Annotated in this window: 15 protein-coding genes; 6 read left to right on the forward strand and 9 right to left on the reverse strand. The window is 77.2% G+C overall.

Annotated features, from left to right (window positions below):
* Window positions 1-93 precede the first annotated feature (93 nt).
* Together aceB and aceA are read right to left on the reverse strand one after the other, a co-directional pair.
* Window positions 94-1,815, reverse strand: coding sequence for a malate synthase A (aceB, locus tag BLS82_RS04970; protein ID WP_218123570.1), 1,722 nt, complete (start codon window positions 1,813-1,815; stop codon window positions 94-96).
* Window positions 1,816-1,856: 41 nt separating this feature from the next.
* Window positions 1,857-3,188, reverse strand: coding sequence for an isocitrate lyase (gene aceA / locus BLS82_RS04975; RefSeq protein ID WP_092862017.1), 1,332 nt, complete (start codon window positions 3,186-3,188; stop codon window positions 1,857-1,859).
* A gap of 146 nt (window positions 3,189-3,334) precedes the next feature.
* Between aceA and BLS82_RS04980 the strand changes: the two genes are divergently transcribed.
* Window positions 3,335-4,837: a helix-turn-helix transcriptional regulator gene (locus BLS82_RS04980; protein ID WP_255378116.1), complete on the forward strand. Its 1,503-nt coding sequence runs from the start codon at window positions 3,335-3,337 to the stop codon at window positions 4,835-4,837.
* A gap of 48 nt (window positions 4,838-4,885) precedes the next feature.
* On the opposite strand, the gene BLS82_RS04985 is transcribed toward BLS82_RS04980, so the two are convergent.
* From BLS82_RS04985 to BLS82_RS05000, 4 genes are read right to left on the reverse strand one after another with little or no spacing between them, the layout of a single operon-like run.
* Window positions 4,886-5,143, reverse strand: coding sequence for an HPr family phosphocarrier protein (locus tag BLS82_RS04985; RefSeq protein WP_092862019.1), 258 nt, complete (start codon window positions 5,141-5,143; stop codon window positions 4,886-4,888).
* A 38-nt stretch (window positions 5,144-5,181) separates the two neighbouring features.
* Window positions 5,182-7,380 carry a PTS fructose transporter subunit IIABC gene (locus tag BLS82_RS04990; protein ID WP_092862021.1) on the reverse strand — a complete coding sequence of 733 codons (2,199 nt, stop codon included), beginning with the start codon at window positions 7,378-7,380 and terminating at the stop codon, window positions 5,182-5,184.
* Between the two features lie 19 nt (window positions 7,381-7,399).
* The gene (locus tag BLS82_RS04995) at window positions 7,400-8,437 is read right to left on the reverse strand and encodes a 1-phosphofructokinase family hexose kinase (protein WP_092862023.1); all 1,038 of its coding nucleotides are present in this window, start codon (window positions 8,435-8,437) and stop codon (window positions 7,400-7,402) included.
* Window positions 8,434-9,198 (reverse strand): DeoR/GlpR family DNA-binding transcription regulator, encoded by a 765-nt coding sequence (locus BLS82_RS05000; protein ID WP_092862025.1) that lies wholly within the window; start codon window positions 9,196-9,198, stop codon window positions 8,434-8,436. Before BLS82_RS05000 ends, BLS82_RS04995 begins: the two co-directional genes overlap by 4 nt.
* Window positions 9,199-9,275: 77 nt before the next feature.
* Here BLS82_RS05000 and BLS82_RS05005 point away from each other — a divergent pair, with 77 nt between their 5' ends.
* From BLS82_RS05005 to BLS82_RS05030, 5 genes are all read left to right on the forward strand, one after another.
* Window positions 9,276-11,027, forward strand: a complete 1,752-nt coding sequence (locus BLS82_RS05005; RefSeq protein WP_092862027.1) for a putative PEP-binding protein — start codon at window positions 9,276-9,278, stop codon at window positions 11,025-11,027.
* Window positions 11,028-11,125: 98 nt separating this feature from the next.
* Window positions 11,126-11,692: a helix-turn-helix domain-containing protein gene (locus BLS82_RS05010; RefSeq protein WP_092862029.1), complete on the forward strand. Its 567-nt coding sequence runs from the start codon at window positions 11,126-11,128 to the stop codon at window positions 11,690-11,692.
* 78 nt (window positions 11,693-11,770) lie between these two features.
* The gene (locus BLS82_RS05015) at window positions 11,771-12,499 is read left to right on the forward strand and encodes a class I SAM-dependent methyltransferase (RefSeq protein ID WP_092862031.1); all 729 of its coding nucleotides are present in this window, start codon (window positions 11,771-11,773) and stop codon (window positions 12,497-12,499) included.
* Between the two features lie 322 nt (window positions 12,500-12,821).
* Window positions 12,822-13,391, forward strand: a complete 570-nt coding sequence (locus tag BLS82_RS05025) for a helix-turn-helix domain-containing protein (RefSeq protein WP_255378155.1) — start codon at window positions 12,822-12,824, stop codon at window positions 13,389-13,391.
* 10 nt (window positions 13,392-13,401) lie between these two features.
* Window positions 13,402-14,058: a LysE family translocator gene (locus BLS82_RS05030; protein WP_092862037.1), complete on the forward strand. Its 657-nt coding sequence runs from the start codon at window positions 13,402-13,404 to the stop codon at window positions 14,056-14,058.
* Window positions 14,059-14,249: 191 nt separating this feature from the next.
* Here BLS82_RS05030 and BLS82_RS05035 read toward each other — a convergent pair whose 3' ends face one another.
* The 3 genes from BLS82_RS05035 to BLS82_RS05045 are packed head-to-tail and all read right to left on the reverse strand — an operon-like array spanning window position 14,250 to window position 17,846.
* Complete coding sequence (locus BLS82_RS05035; protein ID WP_092862039.1) at window positions 14,250-15,137, reverse strand: methyltransferase domain-containing protein; 888 nt, start codon at window positions 15,135-15,137, stop codon at window positions 14,250-14,252.
* 19 nt (window positions 15,138-15,156) lie between these two features.
* Window positions 15,157-16,224: a CDP-glycerol glycerophosphotransferase family protein gene (locus BLS82_RS05040; protein WP_092862041.1), complete on the reverse strand. Its 1,068-nt coding sequence runs from the start codon at window positions 16,222-16,224 to the stop codon at window positions 15,157-15,159.
* Entirely contained in the window at window positions 16,221-17,846 is a 1,626-nt protein-coding gene (locus tag BLS82_RS05045) for a glycoside hydrolase family 13 protein (RefSeq protein ID WP_255378118.1), read from the reverse strand. The genes BLS82_RS05040 and BLS82_RS05045 overlap by 4 nt, the downstream gene beginning before the upstream one ends.
* Window positions 17,847-17,858: the final 12 nt, after the last annotated feature.

Here is a 17,858-nt window from a genome sequence, read left to right on the forward strand (position 1 = left end):
CGGCACCGCGGGTCAGCGCACCGCGGGTCAGCGCACTGGGCGTCAGCACCACGGCGACCTCCTCGTCGCCGTGGTGCTGACGCGCTCCGGGGGTCAGGCGAGCGGCTCGCGCTGCTGCACCAGGTGGCGGCCGTAGGCCGCGACGGTGAGGAACGTCGGGAACTCCTCCCCCAGCGCCACCTCGCGGAAGACCTCCGCCGCCTCGTCGACCCGGTCCCCCGGGGTGCGCGGCAGCTCCGCGAGCACCTGCGCCAGCACCGCCTCGGCGTGCTCGCGCGTGACGCGCGCGCCCTCCGCGGTCGTCACCTCGTGACGCACCCACTGCCACACCAGGGAGCGGGAGATCTCCGCGGTCGCGGCGTCCTCGACGAGCCCGTCGAGGAGCAGCGCGCCGCGCCCGCGCAGCCAGGCGTCCAGGTACCGGACGGCGGTCGCCGTGGCCCGCCGCAGCCCGGCGTCCGTGACCCGCCCGCCGAGGGCCCCGACGTCCAGCAGCTGCGCGGCGGTGGCGGCCTCCTCGCGCCGCCCGCTCGCCGGGCGCACGACCTGGTGCGGCCGCTCGCCGAGGACGGCGTCGAACTGCGCGCGCGCCACCGCGACCAGCGCGGGGTGCGCCACCCAGGTGCCGTCGAAGCCGGCGGCCGCCTCGCGCCGCTCGTCGGCGGCGACCTCGGCGAGCGCCCGCGCCGTCGCCGCCGGGTCCTGCGGCTGCGGAGCGACGGCGCTCATGCCGCCGAGGGCGTGCGCGCCGCGGCGGTGGCAGGTCTCGACCAGCAGCTCCGCGAAGGTCCGCAGCGGAGGCGCGGTCGTGCAGATCGCCTCCCGGTCGGGCAGGACGAACTCCGGACCGCGGTCGCGGAAGCCCTTGACCAGGGAGAACAGGTAGTCCCAGCGGCCGGCGTCCAGCCCGGCGCAGTGCTCGCGCAGCTCGTGGAGGATCTCCTCCATCTCGAACGCCGCGGTCACCGTCTCGATCAGGACGGTCGCCCGGATCGTCCCGCGCGGGAGGCCGAGCTCCTGCTGCGCGGCGACGAACACCTCGTTCCACAGCCGCGCCTCGAGGTGGCCCTCCAGCTTGGGCAGGGAGAAGTACGGCCCGGCACCGCAGGCGATGAGCTCGCGCGCGTTGTGGAACAGGTGCAGCCCGACGTCGACGAGCGAGGCGGACGCCGGGCTGCGGTGCCCGGCGCGGTCGACGTAGCACAGGTGCTTCTCGGTCAGCTGCCACCCGCGGGGGCGGACGACGATCGTCGGGGTGCGCCCGGAGCGCGGGTCCGCGTGGTGCTCGCGCCCGTCGGCGTCGGTGCAGCTCAGGCGCCCGCGCACGGCGTCGCGCAGCACCAGCTGGCCGCCCATGACGTTCTCCCACGTCGGCGAGGTGGCGTCCTCGAGGTCGGCCAGCCACACCGAGGCGCCGGAGCCCAGCGCGTCGACCGCCGTCCTCGGGTCCGTCGGCCCGGCGATCTGCACGCGGCGGTCCTCCAGGCCCGGGCCGGCGCCGGCCACCTGCCACGTCGGGTCGGCGCGCACGGCGGCGGTCTCGGGCAGGAAGCACGGGTCGGCGCCCTCGGTGATGCCCGCCCGCCGCTCCTGGCGGCGCACGAGCAGCTCGTGGCGGGCGCCGGCGAAGCGGGTGTGCAGGGCGCTGAGGAACTCCAGCGCCTCGGGGGTGAGCACGTCGGCGTACCGGGGGCTCATGGGCCCGAGCACCTGCAGCAGGGGCCGGCGTCCGGTCGGCTCGGCGGGGGCGGGGGCGGCGGAGGGCGGGGTCGGGGGCAGGGTGATGGTCCAGGTGCGGTCGGCGGTCAGCGCCACGGCGGTCTCCTGGGGTCGGGGCGGGCGGGGTCGGGGGCCGGTCAGGAGAACTGGGCGGTCTCGGTGGACCCCGCCAGGGCGAGCGTGCTGCCCGAGGGGTTGAGGACGGTGGAGACGCGGTCGAAGTAGCCGGTGCCGACCTCGCGCTGGTGGCGCGTGGCGGTGTAGCCGTCGGCCTCGGCGGCGAACTCGGCCTCCTGCAGCTGCACGTAGGCGCTCATCGCGCTCTCCCGGTAGCCCCTGGCGAGGGTGAACATGGAGTGGTTCACCGCGTGGAAGCCGGCCAGGGTGATGAACTGGAAGGCGTAGCCGTAGGAGGCCAGCTCCTTCTGGAAGCGCGCGATCGTCGCGTCGTCCAGGTGCCGCTTCCAGTTGAAGGACGGCGAGCAGTTGTACGCGAGCATCTGGTCCGGGAAGTCCGCCTTGATCGCCTCCGCGTAGCGGCGGGCGGCGTCCAGGTCGGGCTCGGAGGTCTCCATCCACAGCAGGTCGGCGTAGGGCGCGTACGCCCGGCCGCGCATGATCGCGGTCTCGATGCCGGGGCGGACGCGGAAGAAGCCCTCGGGGGTGCGCTCCCCGGTGGCGAACTCCTGGTCGCGGGGGTCCACGTCGGAGGTCAGCAGGTCCGCCGCCAGGGAGTCGGTGCGGGCGATGAGGACGGTCGGGACGCCGGCCACGTCGGCGGCGAGCCGCGCGGCGTTCAGCGTGCGCACGTGCTGGCTGGTCGGGATCAGGACCTTGCCGCCCAGGTGGCCGCACTTCTTCTCCGACGCCAGCTGGTCCTCCCAGTGCACCCCGGCCGCGCCGGCCTCGACCATCCCCTGCATCAGCTCGTAGGCGTTCAGCGGACCGCCGAAGCCCGCCTCGGCGTCCGCGACGACCGGCACCATCCAGTCGCGGCCGGCGCCGTCCCCCCTGGCGTCGGTGCGCTCGACCTGGTCGGCGCGCAGCAGGGCGTTGTTGATGCGCCGGACGACGGCGGGCACGGAGTTGGCCGGGTAGAGGGACTGGTCCGGGTAGGTCTGCCCGGACAGGTTGGCGTCCGCGGCGACCTGCCAGCCGGAGAGGTAGATCGCCTCCAGTCCGGCGCGCACCTGCTGGACGGCCTGGTTGCCGGTGAAGGCGCCCAGGGCCGGGACCCACTCGCGGGTGTGCAGCAGCTCCCACAGCCGCGCGGCGCCGCGCCGGGCCAGGGTGTGCTCGATCCGCACGCTGGCGCGCAGCGCCACCACGTCCTCGGCGCTGTAGTCGCGCATCACACCCGTCCAGCGCGGGTCCTCCTGCCAGGCGCGGGCGAGGTCCGCCGCGGTCTCGGTCTGGGCGCCCGGCAGGGCGGTCGAGGTGGAGCGCGGGCGCTCGGTGGTGGCGGTCATGGTTCCTCCTGGATCGGAAAGCCGCGGCAGTCCTCGCCGCACCACCACCATCACCGCCGGTTTCCGGCCCGCTCAACCCGGTCGAGGGGAAAGATCCGCAGATCTTCTGCTGGTGAGAAGCGGCGCCGTGTGCCAGGGTCGCACCGGTGACCACCGCGCCGCCCACGCCGCCGACCCGCCCCGTGGACCCCCTGACCATCGGACGCCGCGTGCGCCACCTGCGCACCGCCCGCGGGATGACCCTCGAGGCGCTCGCGGCGTCCGTGGGGCGCGCGCCGTCCCAGATCTCGGTGCTGGAGAACGGCAAGCGGGAGCCGAGGCTGTCGCTGCTGCAGTCCGTGGCGGCCGCGCTGGGAGCGCCGCTGTCGGAGCTGCTGGACGCCGCGCCGCCCAGCCGCCGGGACTCCCTGGAGATCGCCCTCGAGCGCCACCAGCGCGCCGGCGTCTTCGAGCCCCTCGGCCTGCCGCCGGTCAGGGTGGGCAGGTCGCTGCCCACCGACGCCCTGGAGCTGATCGTCGGGCTGCAGGAGGAGATCCTGCGCCTGCACGAGGAGCGCGCGGCGACCCCGGAGGAGGCGCGCCGGGCGAACGCCGAGCTGCGGCGCACCATGCGCGAGCAGGACAACCACTTCCCCGAGATGGAGGAGCACGCCCGGCGCATCCTCGCCGCGATCGGGCACCCCGGCGGGCCGCTGTCGCAGCGGGCCGCCGCCGACATCGCCGCCCACCTCGGCTTCTCGCTGCACTACGTCACGGACCTGCCGCACTCCACGCGCTCGGTCACGGACCTCGCGCACGGGCGCATCTACCTGCCGCACCAGCGCACCGCCGGCTCGGGGGACCCGCGCTCGCTGCTGCTGCAGGCGCTGTCCAGCCACGTGCTCGGCCACTCGGAGCCCACCAGCTACAGCGACCTGCTGCGCCAGCGGGTGGAGTCGAACTACCTCTCGGCGGCGATGATGGTGCCCGAGGACAGCGCCGTGGACTTCCTGACGCGGGCCAAGGCCGCCCGGGCCCTGTCGATCGAGGACCTGCGCGACGCGTTCGCGGTGCCCTACGAGACCGCGGCGCACCGCTTCACCAACCTGGCCACCCGGCACCTGGACGTCCCGGTGCACTTCATGAAGGTCGACCGGGCCGGCACCATCCACAAGGCCTACGAGAACGACGGCGTCCGCTTCCCGGCCGACGCCCTCGGCGCCGTGGAGGGGCAGCCGGTGTGCCGGCGCTGGACGGCGCGGGTCGTCTTCGACATCCCCGACCAGCTCAGCCCGTACTACCAGTACACCGACACCGTCTCGGGCACGTTCTGGTGCACCGCGCGCACGCAGACCTCCGGCGGGCAGGAGCACTCGGTCGCCGTCGGGGTGCCGTACGCGCACGTGCGCTGGTTCCGGGGGCGCGAGACCCCCGAGCGCGGCTCGTCGCGCTGCCCGGACCCGACGTGCTGCCGCACGCCACCGGCGCGCGCGGCCTCGCGCTGGCAGGGCCGCTCGTGGGCGAACGCCCGCACCCCCGCGAGCCTGCTGGCGACGCTGCCGGCGGACTCCTGCGCGGGCGTGGACTCCACGGCCGTCTACCAGTTCCTCGACGCGCACGCCCCCGCTCCCGCGCGCGGCGGGGAGGGGGGCGGGGGCGCCGGTCGGTGACCGGACGACGATCGGGCGGTGACCGGGCGGTGACCGGGCGCTGAGGCGTCAGGCGTCCAGGTCGGCGGCGACGAGGTCGGCGACGGTCTTCAGGGCCGCGTCGTCCTCGCTGGTGACGACGACCTGGTCGCCCTGCCGGGCGCCCAGCGTCATGATCATCAGCGCCGAGCCGGCGTCCACCGGCTGGCCGCCGGCGACGGCGAGGGTGACGGGCGCGCCGGCCGCCGTGGCGGCCTGGGCGATCAGGCCGGCGGGGCGGGCGTGCAGGCCGACGGACGATCCGACGGTGACGGTGGTGCTGGGCACGGGTCCTCCTCAGGGGGTGGGGCGGGGACGGCGGTCGGTCAGGCGTCCAGCTCGGCCGTGCGCCGGCCCAGCCGCTTGGTGACGAGCACGGCGAGCGCGCCCACCACGGTGCCGGCGACGAGGGCCAGCAGGAACACCAGGACCCCGTCGATGGCGAAGAGCACGAAGATCCCGCCGTGCGGAGCGCGGAGCGTGACGCCGCTGGCGGCGACGACGGCGCCGGTCACGGCCGATCCCACCATGATCGAGGGGATCACGCGCAGCGGGTCCGCCGCGGCGAACGGGATGGCGCCCTCGGTGATGAACGAGGCGCCCAACAGCCAGTTGGTCCTGCCGTTCTCGCGCTCGGCGGGGCTGAAGGTCTTCGGGCGCAGGGCCACGGCCAGCGCGAGCGCCAGCGGCGGCACCATGCCGGCGGCCATGACGGTGGCCATGATGACGAGCGGGCCCTCGTTGGCGGCCGTCGCGGCGGACAGGCCGGCCGCGCCGAAGGCGTAGGCGGCCTTGTTGACCGGCCCGCCCATGTCGAAGGCCATCATCAGGCCGATGACGATGCCGAGCACGACCGAGGAGGTGCCGGACAGCCCGCTCAGCCAGTTCCCCAGCCCGGTGGTCGCGGCGGCGAGGGGCCGGCCCAGGACGAGGAACATCAGCCCGCCCGCGATCAGCGTCGCGAACAGCGGGATGATCACCACCGGCATGAGGCCGCGGCCCCAGCGGGGCACCGAGATGCGGCTGATGGCCAGCGCCGCGGCGCCGGCGATCAGCCCGCCGACGAGGCCGCCGATGAAACCGGCGCCCACGGCGTTCGCGACCGCGCCGGCGGCGAACCCGGGCGCGATGCCGGGCCGGTCGGCGATGGCGTAGGAGATGTAGCCGGCCAGCGCCGGCACCAGGAAGCCGAAGGCGAGGGCGCCGAGGCTGAACAGGACGGCGCCGAGGTACTCGAGCAGGCCGCCCGCGGGCAGGTTCGTCAGGGAGTTCTCCCCGACGATCCGGTCGGCCGCCGAGACGCCGTCCTCGCCCGCGAGGGCGATGTCGTACCCGCCGAAGAGGAAGCCGAGGGCGATCAGCAGGCCGCCGGCGGCGACGAAGGGGATCATGTAGCTGACGCCGGTGAGCAGCCACTGGCGCAGGCGGGTGCCGAAGCCGACCTGGCTCGCGGCGCCGCCCGCCGCGCCGCCCGCCGCCGCGGTGCCGCCGGGCGTGCTCACGGCCCCCTCCACCCGGGTGGAGGCGGGGTCGTCGGCCGCGCGCAGCGCCTCGCGGACCATGCCGTCGGGGTCGTTGATGGCCCGCTTGACGCCGGAGGAGACCACCGGCTTGCCGGCGAAGCGGGTGCGGTCGCGCACGCCGACGTCGGTGGCGAAGATCACGGCGTCCGCGCCGGAGATGGTGTCCGGGGGCAACGGCGTGGAGCCGGCCGAGCCCTGCGTCTCCACGGTCACGGTGACGCCGGCGCGCTCGCCGGCGGCCACGAGGGAGTCGGCCGCCATGTAGGTGTGCGCGATGCCGGTCGGGCACGCGGTCACCGCGACGATCCGGCGGCCCTGGGCGGGCACCGTCGCCGTGCCCGCGACGGCGCCGGTGGGGCGCCCGTCCTGGGTGCCGGCCGGGGTGGTGGCCACGGCCGTCGCCGCCGCGCTCGCGGTGGCCGCGCCGGCGGTGGCCCCGCCCGCGGCGGCCGCTGCCGCCGTCGGCCCGGCCGTCGATCCGGCCGTCGCCCCCGCCGCGCCCGCCGGGGTGGCGCCCGCGGCGCGGGCCCCGGCCGGCGCCGCGGCGGGGGCGGGCTGGACGACGTCCCCGACGAGGGCGACGACGTCCGCGGGCGTGGCCGCGGCCCGCAGGGCGGCGGTGAAGTCGGGCCGCACCAGCGCCCTCGCCAGGGACGCCAGCAGCGTCAGGTGCTCGGCGCCGCCGCCGGCGGGCGCGGCGATGAGGAAGACGAGGTCGGCCGGGGCGTCGGGGGCGCCGAAGTCGACCCGCGGGCGCAGGCGGGCGAAGGCGAGCGAGGCCTCGGTCACGTGCTCGCTGCGGCAGTGCGGGATGGCGATGCCGCCGGGCAGGCCGGTGGCCGACTGGGCCTCGCGGGCCATGGCGTCGGCGAGCAGGCCGTCCGGGTCGCCGGACCTGCCGGCGGTGGCCACCCGCCGCGCGAGCGAGCGGATGACCTCCTCCTTGGCGGCGCCGAGGTCCGCGTCGAGCGCGACCAGGTCGGCGGTGATGAGCTGGGGCATGGCCGTCCTTCCGTGGGTGTCAGCCGAGCGGGCGGAGGGGGGTGCGGGCGCCGTTCGGGTCGTGCGGGCGGTGCCGGTCGGGCTGCGGGTGCGGGAGGTTCGAGGCGGGCGGGGCGGCGAGGACGTCGACGGCGACGTCGGCGGGGCGGGCGTCCTGCGGGGTCGGCAGCTGCGAGCCGGGCAGGGCCGCGGCGGCTGAGCCGTAGGCGACGGCGAGGCGCAGCCGCTCGGCCTCGTCGGCGCCGGCCAGGTCGGCGAGCAGGTAGCCGGAGAGCGCCGAGTCGCCCGCGCCGACGGTGCTGCGGGCCGTCACCGGCGGCGGCGAGGCCCGCCAGGCGCCGTCGGCGGTCACGAGGACGGCGCCCTGCGCGCCGAGCGTGGCCAGGACGGCGCCCGTGCCGCGGCGCACGAGCTCGGCGGCGGCCGCGGCCGTCGCGGCCGGGTCGCCGTCCAGGTCGGCGGGGTCGGCGCCGACGGCCTCGGCGAGCTCCTCGGCGTTGGGCTTGAGCAGGTCGGGCGCGGAGCGCGGGCCGGCGGCCAGCAGCGCGGCCAGCGGGGCGCCGGAGGTGTCGACGGCGACCGAGCAGGCGGTGGCGCGCAGGGCCGCGACGAGCTCGGCGTACCAGCCGGGCGGCGGGCCGGGCGGCAGCGAGCCGGACAGCACGGCCCAGCGGGCGCCGGCGGCCTCGCGCAGCAGCGCCTGCGCCAGGCCGTCCAGCACGTCCGGGCCCAGCGGCTGCCCCGGCTCGTTGATCTTCGTGGTGGTGCCGTCCGGCTCGGTGACGGTCAGGTTCGTGCGCGAGGGCAGCGGCACGGGCACCGCGCGGTGCGGGATCCCCAGCTCGCGCAGCGCCAGCACCACGGGGTCGTCGTGCCCGGCGGGGAGCACGGCGACCGCGAGGCGGCCCGCGGCGGTGACGGCCCGCACCACGTTGACGCCCTTGCCGCCCGGCTCGGCGGTCGCCGAGGTCGCCCGCAGCACCTCCCCGCGCCGCAGCGCCCCGCCCAGCTCCACCGTGCGGTCGAGGCTGGGGTTGGCGGTCAGGGTGACGATCATGCGATGAGCACCTCCACCTCGCGGGCCCGGAGGTCCGCCACGTCACGGGGGTCGATCCCGTCGTCGGTGACGAGGACGTCGACGGCGTCGAGGTCGGCGAAGCGCACCAGCTGCTCGCGCCCGACCTTCGAGGAGTCGGCGAGCACGATGACGCGCTGCGCCGCGGCCACCGCCGCGCGCTTGACGGCGGCCTCGTCGTGGTCCGGCGTGCTCAGGCCGAAGCGCAGGCTGAGCGCGTTGGTGCCCACGAACGCGACGTCGACGCGCAGGTCGGCCAGCGCCCGCAGGGCCTCCTCGCCCACGGCCGCCTGCGTGCGCCCGCGCACCCGGCCCCCGAGCAGGTGCAGCCGCACGCCGCGCGCGCCGGCCAGGCGCGCGGCCACCGGCACGGCGTTGGTCACCACCAGCAGGTCGCGGTCGGTCGGCAGCAGCCCGGCCAGGCGCGCGGTCGTCGTGCCGGCGTCCAGCAGCACGCTGCCGCGCGGCGGCACGAGCTCCACGGCGCGGGCGGCGATGCGCTCCTTGGCCTCGGCGGCCGTGGACTCGCGCTCGAGCACGCCGGGCTCGAGCACGCTCAGCGCCGACGTCGCCACCGCCCCGCCGTGCACGCGGCGCACCAGGCCCGTGCGCTCCAGCAGCCCCAGGTCGCGCCGGACGGTCTCTGTCGTCACCCCGAAGGAGACCGCGACGTCGCTGACGGCGACGCGGCCGCGCGAGCGCACCAGGCCGGCGATCGCCTCCTGACGCTCCGCTGCGTACACCGGACCTCCGCCGTCGGGGGTGGGGATGTGTGGAACCCGTTGTGGTTCTGCATTGTTCTATGCCCGGACGTCTTGACATGTCAAGGGCCCGTGCCCGTAACCTCGTCGTCGACGGCACCCGGCCCGACCTCACCGCGGAGGACGACGTGACGCTGCAGACCCGACCCGCACCGCAAGGCGTGCTCACGGGGACGCCGGTCGTCCCCGGCGTCGGCACCGGCCCCGTCGTGCGCCCCGCTCCCCGCCCCGCCCTGCCGGCCCCCGCCGGCGACGTCCCCGAGGCCGGCCGCGCGGCCGAGCGCGAGCGCTTCACCGCGGCGTCGGCGGCCGTCGCCGACCGGCTCGCGGCCCGGGCGGCGGGCGCCACCGGCGCCGCCGCCGAGGTGCTGGCGGCCACCGCCGGCCTCGCCCGCGACCGCGGCCTGCTCGGCGCGGTGGAGCAGGCGATCGCCGCCGGCTCGCCGGCGCCGCAGGCCGCCGTGGCGGCCGTGGAGCAGTTCGCGGCGCTGTTCGCGCAGCTCGGGGGCGTCATGGCCGAGCGCGTCACCGACCTGCACGACCTGCGCGACCGGCTGCTGGCCGAGATGGCCGGCGAGCCCGAGCCGGGCGTGCCCAGCCCCGAGGAGCCCTCGGTGCTGCTCGCGGACGACCTCGCGCCCGCCGACACCGCCGGGCTCGACCCCACCCGCGTCGTGGCCCTCGCCACGCGCCTCGGCGGGCCGACCAGCCACACGGCGATCATCGCTCGCCAGCTGGGCATCCCCTGCGTCGTCGCCGTCCCCGGCCTGGACGCCGTCGCGGCCGGCACGCGCGTGCTCGTGGACGGCGGCACGGGCGAGGTCGTCGTCGGCCCCGACCCCGCCGCGGCGGCCGAGCGCACCGAGGCCGCGGCCGCGCGGCGCCGGGCCGTGGAGTCCTGGCGCGGGCCGGGCCGCACCGCCGACGGGCACCGGGTGGAGGTGCTCGCCAACGTCCAGGACGGCGCGGGTGCCCGCGCCGCGGCGTCGGGCCCGGCCGAGGGCGTCGGGCTCTTCCGCACCGAGCTGGCCTTCCTCGACCGCGAGACCGAGCCCACCGTGGAGGAGCAGGCGCAGGCCTACGCGGGCGTGCTCGAGGCCTTCGCCGGGCGCAAGGTCGTGCTGCGCACCCTCGACGCGGGCTCGGACAAGCCGCTCGCCTTCGCCGGCGCGCACGACGAGCCCAACCCCGCCCTGGGGGTGCGCGGGCTGCGCATCGCCCTCGACGACCCGGGCATCCTCGACCGCCAGCTCGACGGCGTCGCGCTGGCCGCCGAGCGCACGGGCCAGCGACCGTGGGTGATGGCGCCCATGGTCGCCACCCCCGCGGAGGCGGCGTTCTTCGCCGAGCGCGCCCGCACGCGCGACCTGGTGCCCGGGGTCATGGTCGAGGTGCCCGCGGCGGCCCTGCGCGCCGAGCAGCTGCTGCGCTCCGTGGACTTCCTGTCCCTGGGCACCAACGACCTGTCCCAGTACACGATGGCCGCCGACCGGCTCTCCGCCGAGCTCGCGACCCTGACCGACCCGTGGCAGCCGGCCGTCCTCGACCTCGTCGCCCGCACGGCCGCCGCCGGCCGCGCCGCCGGCAAGCCCGTCGGGGTGTGCGGGGAGGCCGCGGCCGACCCGCTGCTCGGCTGCGTCCTCGTCGGGCTCGGGGTGACGTCGCTGTCCGCGGCCGCCGCCGCGGTCGCCGGCGTCGGCGCCCGCCTCGCCGCGGTCGACCGCGGGGCCTGCGAGGAGGCCGCGCGCGCCGTCCTCGCGTGCGAGGACCCGGCCTCGGCCCGCGAGGCCGCCCGCGCCGTCCTGGGCTGATCCCCGCCGACGGCCGGCGGCCGCCCCGTCGGTCGTCCCCGCGTCGGTCGTCCCCGCGTCGGTCGTCCCCAGGCCGGCCGGCGCCGTAGGGTCCGGCCGTGGGTGAGGGCGTCGAGCTGGAGGAGACCGCCCGACGGCGGCTGCGCACGCTGCGGCAGGCCCGGGGGTGGACCCTGGACGACCTGGCGGCCCGCGCGCACCTCGGCGCGTCGACGATCAGCCGGATCGAGACCGGGCAGCGCCGGCTCGCCGTCGACCAGCTCGTCACGCTGGCCCGGGCGCTCGACGTCACCGTCGACGAGCTGCTCGCCGACGACGACGGCGACGACGTGGTGATCCGCCCGACGCCGTCCGGGGACGGTGGCGCGGTGTGGATGCTCACCCGGCACGACGACCCGTCGGGCCGCGTCGTCGCCAAGCTGCGCGTGCCCGCGAGCACGAGCGCCGAGCCCGAGCGCAGGGTCCACCCCGGCCGCGACTGGTTCTACGTCCTCACCGGCACGGTCCGGCTCGTCCTGGGTGGGCGCGAGCACGTCGTCGCGGCGGGCGAGGCGGCGTCGTTCAGCACCATGACCCCGCACTGCGTCGTCGGCGTCGGCGGGCCCGCGGAGATCCTCACGATCCTCGACGGCCACGGCGAACGCGCCCACCTGGACGCTCCCTGACCTGCCGGCTTGCCAGCATCGCGAGGGCGCTTGCAGGCACGGGTCGCGGTGCCGATGCTCGTCGGCAGGAGGTGCGACATGAGCGAGCACGAGCAGGACGACGACGCCACCGGCGATGACCGCCCGGCCTCCGGTGAGTTCGGCGCCGAGTACTGGGAGGAGCGGTACCGCCGCGGCGAGCCCACGAGCACGCACGGCCCGAGCCCGTCGCTGGTCGCGGAGGCCGGCCCGCTCGCGCCGGGGCTGGCCCTGGACGCGGGCTGCGGACGCGGCGCCGACGCGGTCTGGCTCGCCTCCCGCGGCTGGCGCGTCACCGCCGTCGACGTCTCCGCCGCCGCGCTGGCGCACGCGCAGGACGCCGCCCGCGCCGCCGGGCAGGACGTCGCGGACCGGATCGAGCGGGTCCGTGCCGACCTGACCGCCTGGAGCCCCGGCGAGCGCCGGTTCGACCTCGTCACCTCCTCCTACGTCCACGTGCCCGGGCCCGCGGAGGACCTGTTCGCCCGGCTCGCGTCCTGGGTCGCGCCCGGGGGCACGCTGCTCGTCGTCGGCCACGACGGCGGACCGGGCACCGGAGCCGGCGACCACGGGCACGGCAGTCACGGGCACGGTGGTCACGGGCACGCGCACCCGCCCGGCGCGCGGATCCGGGCGGAGCAGGTCACGGCCGGTCTGCCCGAGGACGAGTGGGAGGTCCTCGTCGCGGAGCCCAGGACGCACGTGGTCCAGCGACCCGACGGCGCAGGCGCCGTTCCGCTCGACGACGTCGTCGTCCGCGCGCGGCGGATCGGCCCACCGCGGCGCTGACCGCGAGCCTGCCGGTCGCTGTTCGGTACAGTGAACACATGGTTCATCGCCGACGTCAGGTGCCTGCCGAGCCGCTCGCTGGTCCCGCGGCGTGTCGACGCCGGCGAGCCCGTGGTCGCTGAGGCGGCCGACGGCCCGGGCGCCTGGCAGCTGCGGGTCGAGCAGGAGGTGAGCGTCGAGAGGGACGCTTCCGCGTCGCCTGCACCGCCGGGCACCGGCCGCTCTCGTGAGTGACCGGACCGATCCTCCTCGGGTGGCGGACGGTGAGGCTGGACGGCGCGCACGCCGCACCGGCCCGGCGTCCAGCGCCGCCTCGACGGCGGTGGGCGCTCAGATCCGGCGCCGGCGCGAGCAGCGCGGGATGAGCGCGGCCGAGCTGGCCCGGCGCGCTGGGATCAGCAAAGCCACCCTCTCCGGGCTGGAGGCCGGGAGCGGCAATCCCACGATCGACACCCTGGACGCGATCGCGGTCGCGCTGAGCATCCCGCTGACCGACCTGCTGGCCCGGCCCACCAGCGCCGGACCGGTGCTCGTCCCAGCCACCCCGCCGAACACCGACGGGCCGACCCGGGAGCTGCTGCGCCGGATCAGCAGCGGGCACAGCCTGGAGCTGTGGCGCCTGCGCATGCCAGCCCGCACCCATCTGCACGGGGTGCCGCACGCTCCGGGCACCGTCGAGCACCTGCTGGTCGCCGCCGGCCACCTGAGCGCCGGGCCGAGCGGGGCCCTGCGCGCCCTGGGTCCTGGTGACCTGCTCGCCTTCGCCGGCGACAGCGCGCACGAGTACCGCACCGGCGAGGTGGACGTCGACGTCACCGTGGTGATCACCGCTCCGGTCCTCGACCGACCCGCACCCCCCACCGCCCTGACCGCTCACCCCTCCCGTCCCTGAGGAGCCCGCGATGTCCCTGGCCGCCGCCGCACCCCTGCTCGCAGCGTGGATCCTCGCGGTGGTCAGCCCGGGCCCGGACTTCCTGGTGGTGCTGCGCACCGCCTCGACCCGCTCCCGCGCCGCCGGCCTGCTCGCCGGGCTCGGCGTGGTCACCGGCATCGCGTGCTGGGCGGTCGCGGCCCTGGTCGGCATCAGCGCCCTGCTGGAGCGCCACGAGGACCTGTACACCGCCCTGCGTCTGCTGGGGGCCGTGGTCCTGATCGGATTCGGCGTGACCACCCTGGCCGGCGCCTGGCGCGGTCCCACCGGCACCCCCGGGGAGGCAGGCGCCGGTGCTGCCGGCTCGCCCGGCGAAGGCTCGGTGGTGGATCGGCGCAGCGGGCTGGACGCCTGGCGCATCGGGCTGGTGACCAACCTGGCCAACCCCAAGGCCCTGGTCTTCTTCGGCGCCCTGTTCGCCAGCCTGCTGCCGGTCGGCACCAGCCCCGGGCGACGAGCCGTGATCCTGGTCGCCATGCTCACCATCGCCTCGACCTGGTTCTCCGCCGTCGCGCTGGCCGCCAGCACCCCACCCGCCGTGCGCGCCTACCAGCGGGCGCGCCGGGGCATCGACGCCGTCACCGGCGGCCTCTTCACCGCCTTCGGCGCCGCCCTCGTCCCGCGCTGAGCACCCGTCAGACCCGGCGGGAGGTCGACGCTCGCCGCGCTCCGAACCGCTCTCGCCGGGCCGCGATCGACCAGCCCGTCGACGGTGCCCAGCGGCTGATGGACCGCTCCTCGGTGCCCGGGTGATCCGGCAGGGCCGGTCGATGGCCTGAGGGCGGGCCCACGGCACCCGCCCCAGGACGCGGGTGCGCGTCAGGCGGGGCGGCGCGCGACGGCGAGCAGCCCGGTGCCGGGCGCCGCCGGCTGCGCGAGCACGTCCGCGACGCTCCAGGCGCCGTCCGGGGGCACCGCGGCCGCGGGCCGGTCGCGGGTGATCCGGTGCACCGCGCGCACGGCCAGCGGCTCCAGGCCACCGACGAGGCGGCTGGCGGCCGTCCAGGCCCGGTTGCCCACGGGCTGCAGCACCGCGCCGAGGCGGGTGAGCCGGAAGGCCGGCCCGTCGATCCGCAGCACCCGCACCGGCCACCCGCCCGTGCCCGCGACCACCACGCGCAGCAGCGCCGCGGCGTCCAGGGGCCCGACGTGCGGGGCGTAGCCCGACCAGCCGCCGAGGTAGCCGGACTCGTCGGGGGTGGAGAGCACGAGCGCGCCGCCGGGGCGCACCCGCTCGGCGAGGGCGGCGACGAACCCCTGCTGCTCGGCCGGGCGCAGGTGCTCGACGACCTCCATCGCGGCCACGACGGCGGCGGCGGGAGCGGCCGCCAGGTCGGCCCGGACGACGACGTCGGGGAAGGCGGCCGCCGCCAGGGCCGCGTGCTGCTCATCGGGATCGACCAGGGTCAGCGGGCGGCCGAGGCGCTCGCGCAGCAGCCCGGAGAAGGACCCGGTGCCGGCGCCGACGTCGACGACGGGCCCCGGCGCCTCGACGTCGCCCGTGGCCGCCGCGGCGACGAGGTAGTTGACGCAGTGGCGCAGCAGCGAGGTGCGGTTGCGGTGCAGGCCCGGGTCGCCGCCGTGGGTGTTCGCCGCCGCGGTGCCGGAGCGGACGCGGTCGAGGGCGTCCATGGCCGCCTCCACGCTCCGCACGGCGTCCGCGACACGGGAGGGGCCGCAGGAGCCGGCCTGGTGCAGCGCGCTCATGGGCGGGCAGTCTGCCCGCTCACCGCGGCCACACCGCCGCCAGCACCCGCTCGCTGGCCCGGCCGTCGTCCAGGTGGCAGTACCGGTCGACGAAGCGGGCGTAGCGGTCCGCGTGCGCGGCGGCCACCGCGGGCAGGTCGAGCAGCGCCGCCGCCAGCTCCTCCTGGGTGGGCACGAGCGGCCCGGGCGCCTCGGCCTGCAGGTCGAGGTAGAAGCCGCGCAGGCAGTCGCGGTAGTGCTCCAGGTCGTAGGTGAACAGCACCACCGGCTTGCCGGTGACCGCGAAGTCGAACACCGCCGAGGAGTAGTCGGTGACGAGGACGTCGGCGGCCAGGTACAGGGCGGAGATGTCCGGGTGCGCGGAGACGTCCCGCACGGTCGTCGACTCGGCGGGCCGGCGCTGGTGGTGCATGTAGTGGTGCAGGCGCAGCAGCAGCACGTGCCCGTCGCCGAGGCGGTCCGCGAGCGCGGGGACGTCCAGGCCGAGGGGGACGTCGTCGTCCCCGGTCGCCTCGTCGTCGCGCCACGTCGGGGCGTACAGGACGGCGGTGGTGCCGTCGGGGACGCCGAGCTCGGCGCGCACCCGGGCCCGCCGGGCGTCGCGGTCGGGTGCGTTGAGGACGTCGTTGCGGGGGTAGCCGGTCTCCAGCACGTCCCCGTCGTAGCGGAAGGCCGCGCGCAGCAGCCGGGTCGCCTCCGCGCTGGGGGAGACGAGGTGGTCCCAGCGGGCGATGTCCTCGTCGAGGGTCGCCAGGACCGCCGCCTCGGGCAGGTGCGCGGCGTCGCGGTGGATGCGCTTGAGCGGGGTGCCGTGCCAGGTCTGCAGGTAGGTGGTGCCGGGGGCCTTGCGCCACTCGTCGAGCTGGATGTGGGTGTTGGAGACGAGCACGTCCGCGGACTCCAGCGCCGCCACGGCCTCGTCGCTGCCGATGCGCACCGTGCGCACCCCGTCGGGGAAGGCCCCGCCCCAGCGGGGGTCGGCCAGCCACACGTGCTCGGCGCGGTCCCCGCGCGCCAGCAGCGCCTCGCACAGGGCGAGGGGGCTGTCCGAGCACCGGCCGTTGAAGCTGTTCCAGACGATCCTCACCCTGCGTCCTCCTCCTGGGCGCCGTCGGTCGGCGCCCACCACACCGCGGTGTCCGCCGGCAGCACCGACGCCACCCCGGGCCGGGAGGCGACGAGGACGCGCGCACCGGGCGGCAGCGCGACGTCGTCGGGGCCGAAGGCCACCCAGACCCGGGTGCTCCCGCGCCGGAACGCCAGCACCCCGGCCGGGGCGTCCTCCCACTGCAGCGGCTCGGGCCCCGTCATCAGCTCGCGGCGCAGGGCGAGCACGCGCCGGTACAGGTTCAGCGTGGAGTCCGGGTCGTGCTCCTGCGCCTCGACGGTCAGCGGCCCCCACCCGGCCGGCTGCGGCAGCCACGGCGGCGCGGAGCCCGGGGGCGAGAAGCCGTAGGGCGGGGCGTCCCCGGACCACGGCAGCGGCACCCGCGACCCGTCGCGTCCGGGGTCGGTGCCGCCGGAGCGCGCGTGGATGGGGTCCACCCGCCGGTGCGAGGGGATGTCCTCGACCTCCTCCAGCCCCAGCTCCTCGCCCTGGTAGAGGTAGAGGACGCCGGGCAGCGCCGCCACGAGCACCGCGGCGGCGCGGGCGCGGGCCCGGCCGAGCGCCAGGTCCGGTGCCTGCGTGGGCCAGCGGGCCCGCTCGGACTCGTTCGAGCCCTTCTCCTCCGGCTGGGAGCGGGCGTAGCGGGTGACCTGGCGCACGACGTCGTGGTTGGTGAGCACCCAGGAGCTCGGCGCCCCGGACACCTCCGCGGCGGCCAGGCTGCGCTCGACGACGCGCCGCCACGGGCCCTCGCGCCAGGCCGCGTGCAGCGGCTCGAACTCGAAGGCCGCGTGCAGCTCGTCGGGTCGCAGGTACAGCGGCAGCCGCTCCGGGCGGGCCACCCACGCCTCGGCGACGAAGACGCGCGGCGGGTCGTAGGAGTCGGCGACCGCGCGCCACTCGCGGTAGACCTCGTGCACCTCGTCCTGGTCCCAGGCCGGGTGCTCCTCGGCGCGGCGGTCCGCCCCGTGCGCGTCGGGCAGCCCCGGCGCCTTGACCAGGCCGTGGGCGACGTCGATGCGGAAGCCGTCGACGCCGCGGTCGAACCAGAACCGCAGGACGTCGACGAGCTCCGCGCGCACGGCCGGGCTGGACCAGTCCAGGTCCGGCTGCTCGGGGGCGAACAGGTGCAGGTACCACTCCCCCGGCGTGCCGTCGTCCGCGCTCGTGCGGGTCCACGCCGGGCCGCGGAAGCAGCTCTCCCAGTCGTTCGGCGGCAGCTGCCCGCGCTCGCCGCGCCCGGGCCGGAACAGGTAGCGGGCCCGGGCGTCGGCGTCCCCGGCCAGCGCGGCCCGGAACCACGCGTGGTCGGCGGAGGTGTGGTTGGGCACCAGGTCCAGCAGCACCCTCATCCCCAGGGCGTGCGCCTGCTCGACGAGCGCCTCGGCCTCGGCGAGGGTGCCCAGGGCCGGGTCGACGTCGCGGTAGTCCGCCACGTCGTACCCGGCGTCCACCCAGGGCGAGGGGTACCAGGGGTTGACCCACACCGCGTCGACGCCGAGGGCGGCGAGGAACGGCAGGCGCGAGCGCAGGCCCGCGACGTCCCCCACCCCGTCGCCGTCGGCGTCGGCGAAGCTGCGCAGGAAGACCTGGTAGACCACCGCGGTGCGCCA

It is taken from the genome of Quadrisphaera sp. DSM 44207 (genome assembly GCF_900101335.1).
In the GTDB taxonomy this organism is placed as follows: Bacteria; Actinomycetota; Actinomycetes; order Actinomycetales; family Quadrisphaeraceae; genus DSM-44207.

Excerpts from the sequence above, each read along its gene's own strand:
- BLS82_RS05015 (WP_092862031.1), top strand. The coding sequence starts at position 11,771 with ATGAGCGAGCACGAGCAGGACGACGACGCCACCGGCGATGACCGCCCG.
- BLS82_RS05030 (WP_092862037.1), top strand. The coding sequence starts at position 13,402 with ATGTCCCTGGCCGCCGCCGCACCCCTGCTCGCAGCGTGGATCCTCGCG.
- BLS82_RS04990 (WP_092862021.1), bottom strand. The coding sequence starts at position 7,380 with ATGCCCCAGCTCATCACCGCCGACCTGGTCGCGCTCGACGCGGACCTC.
- BLS82_RS05035 (WP_092862039.1), bottom strand. The coding sequence starts at position 15,137 with ATGAGCGCGCTGCACCAGGCCGGCTCCTGCGGCCCCTCCCGTGTCGCG.
- BLS82_RS05005 (WP_092862027.1), top strand. The coding sequence starts at position 9,276 with ATGTCAAGGGCCCGTGCCCGTAACCTCGTCGTCGACGGCACCCGGCCC.
- BLS82_RS04995 (WP_092862023.1), bottom strand. The coding sequence starts at position 8,437 with ATGATCGTCACCCTGACCGCCAACCCCAGCCTCGACCGCACGGTGGAG.
- aceA (WP_092862017.1), bottom strand. The coding sequence starts at position 3,188 with ATGACCGCCACCACCGAGCGCCCGCGCTCCACCTCGACCGCCCTGCCG.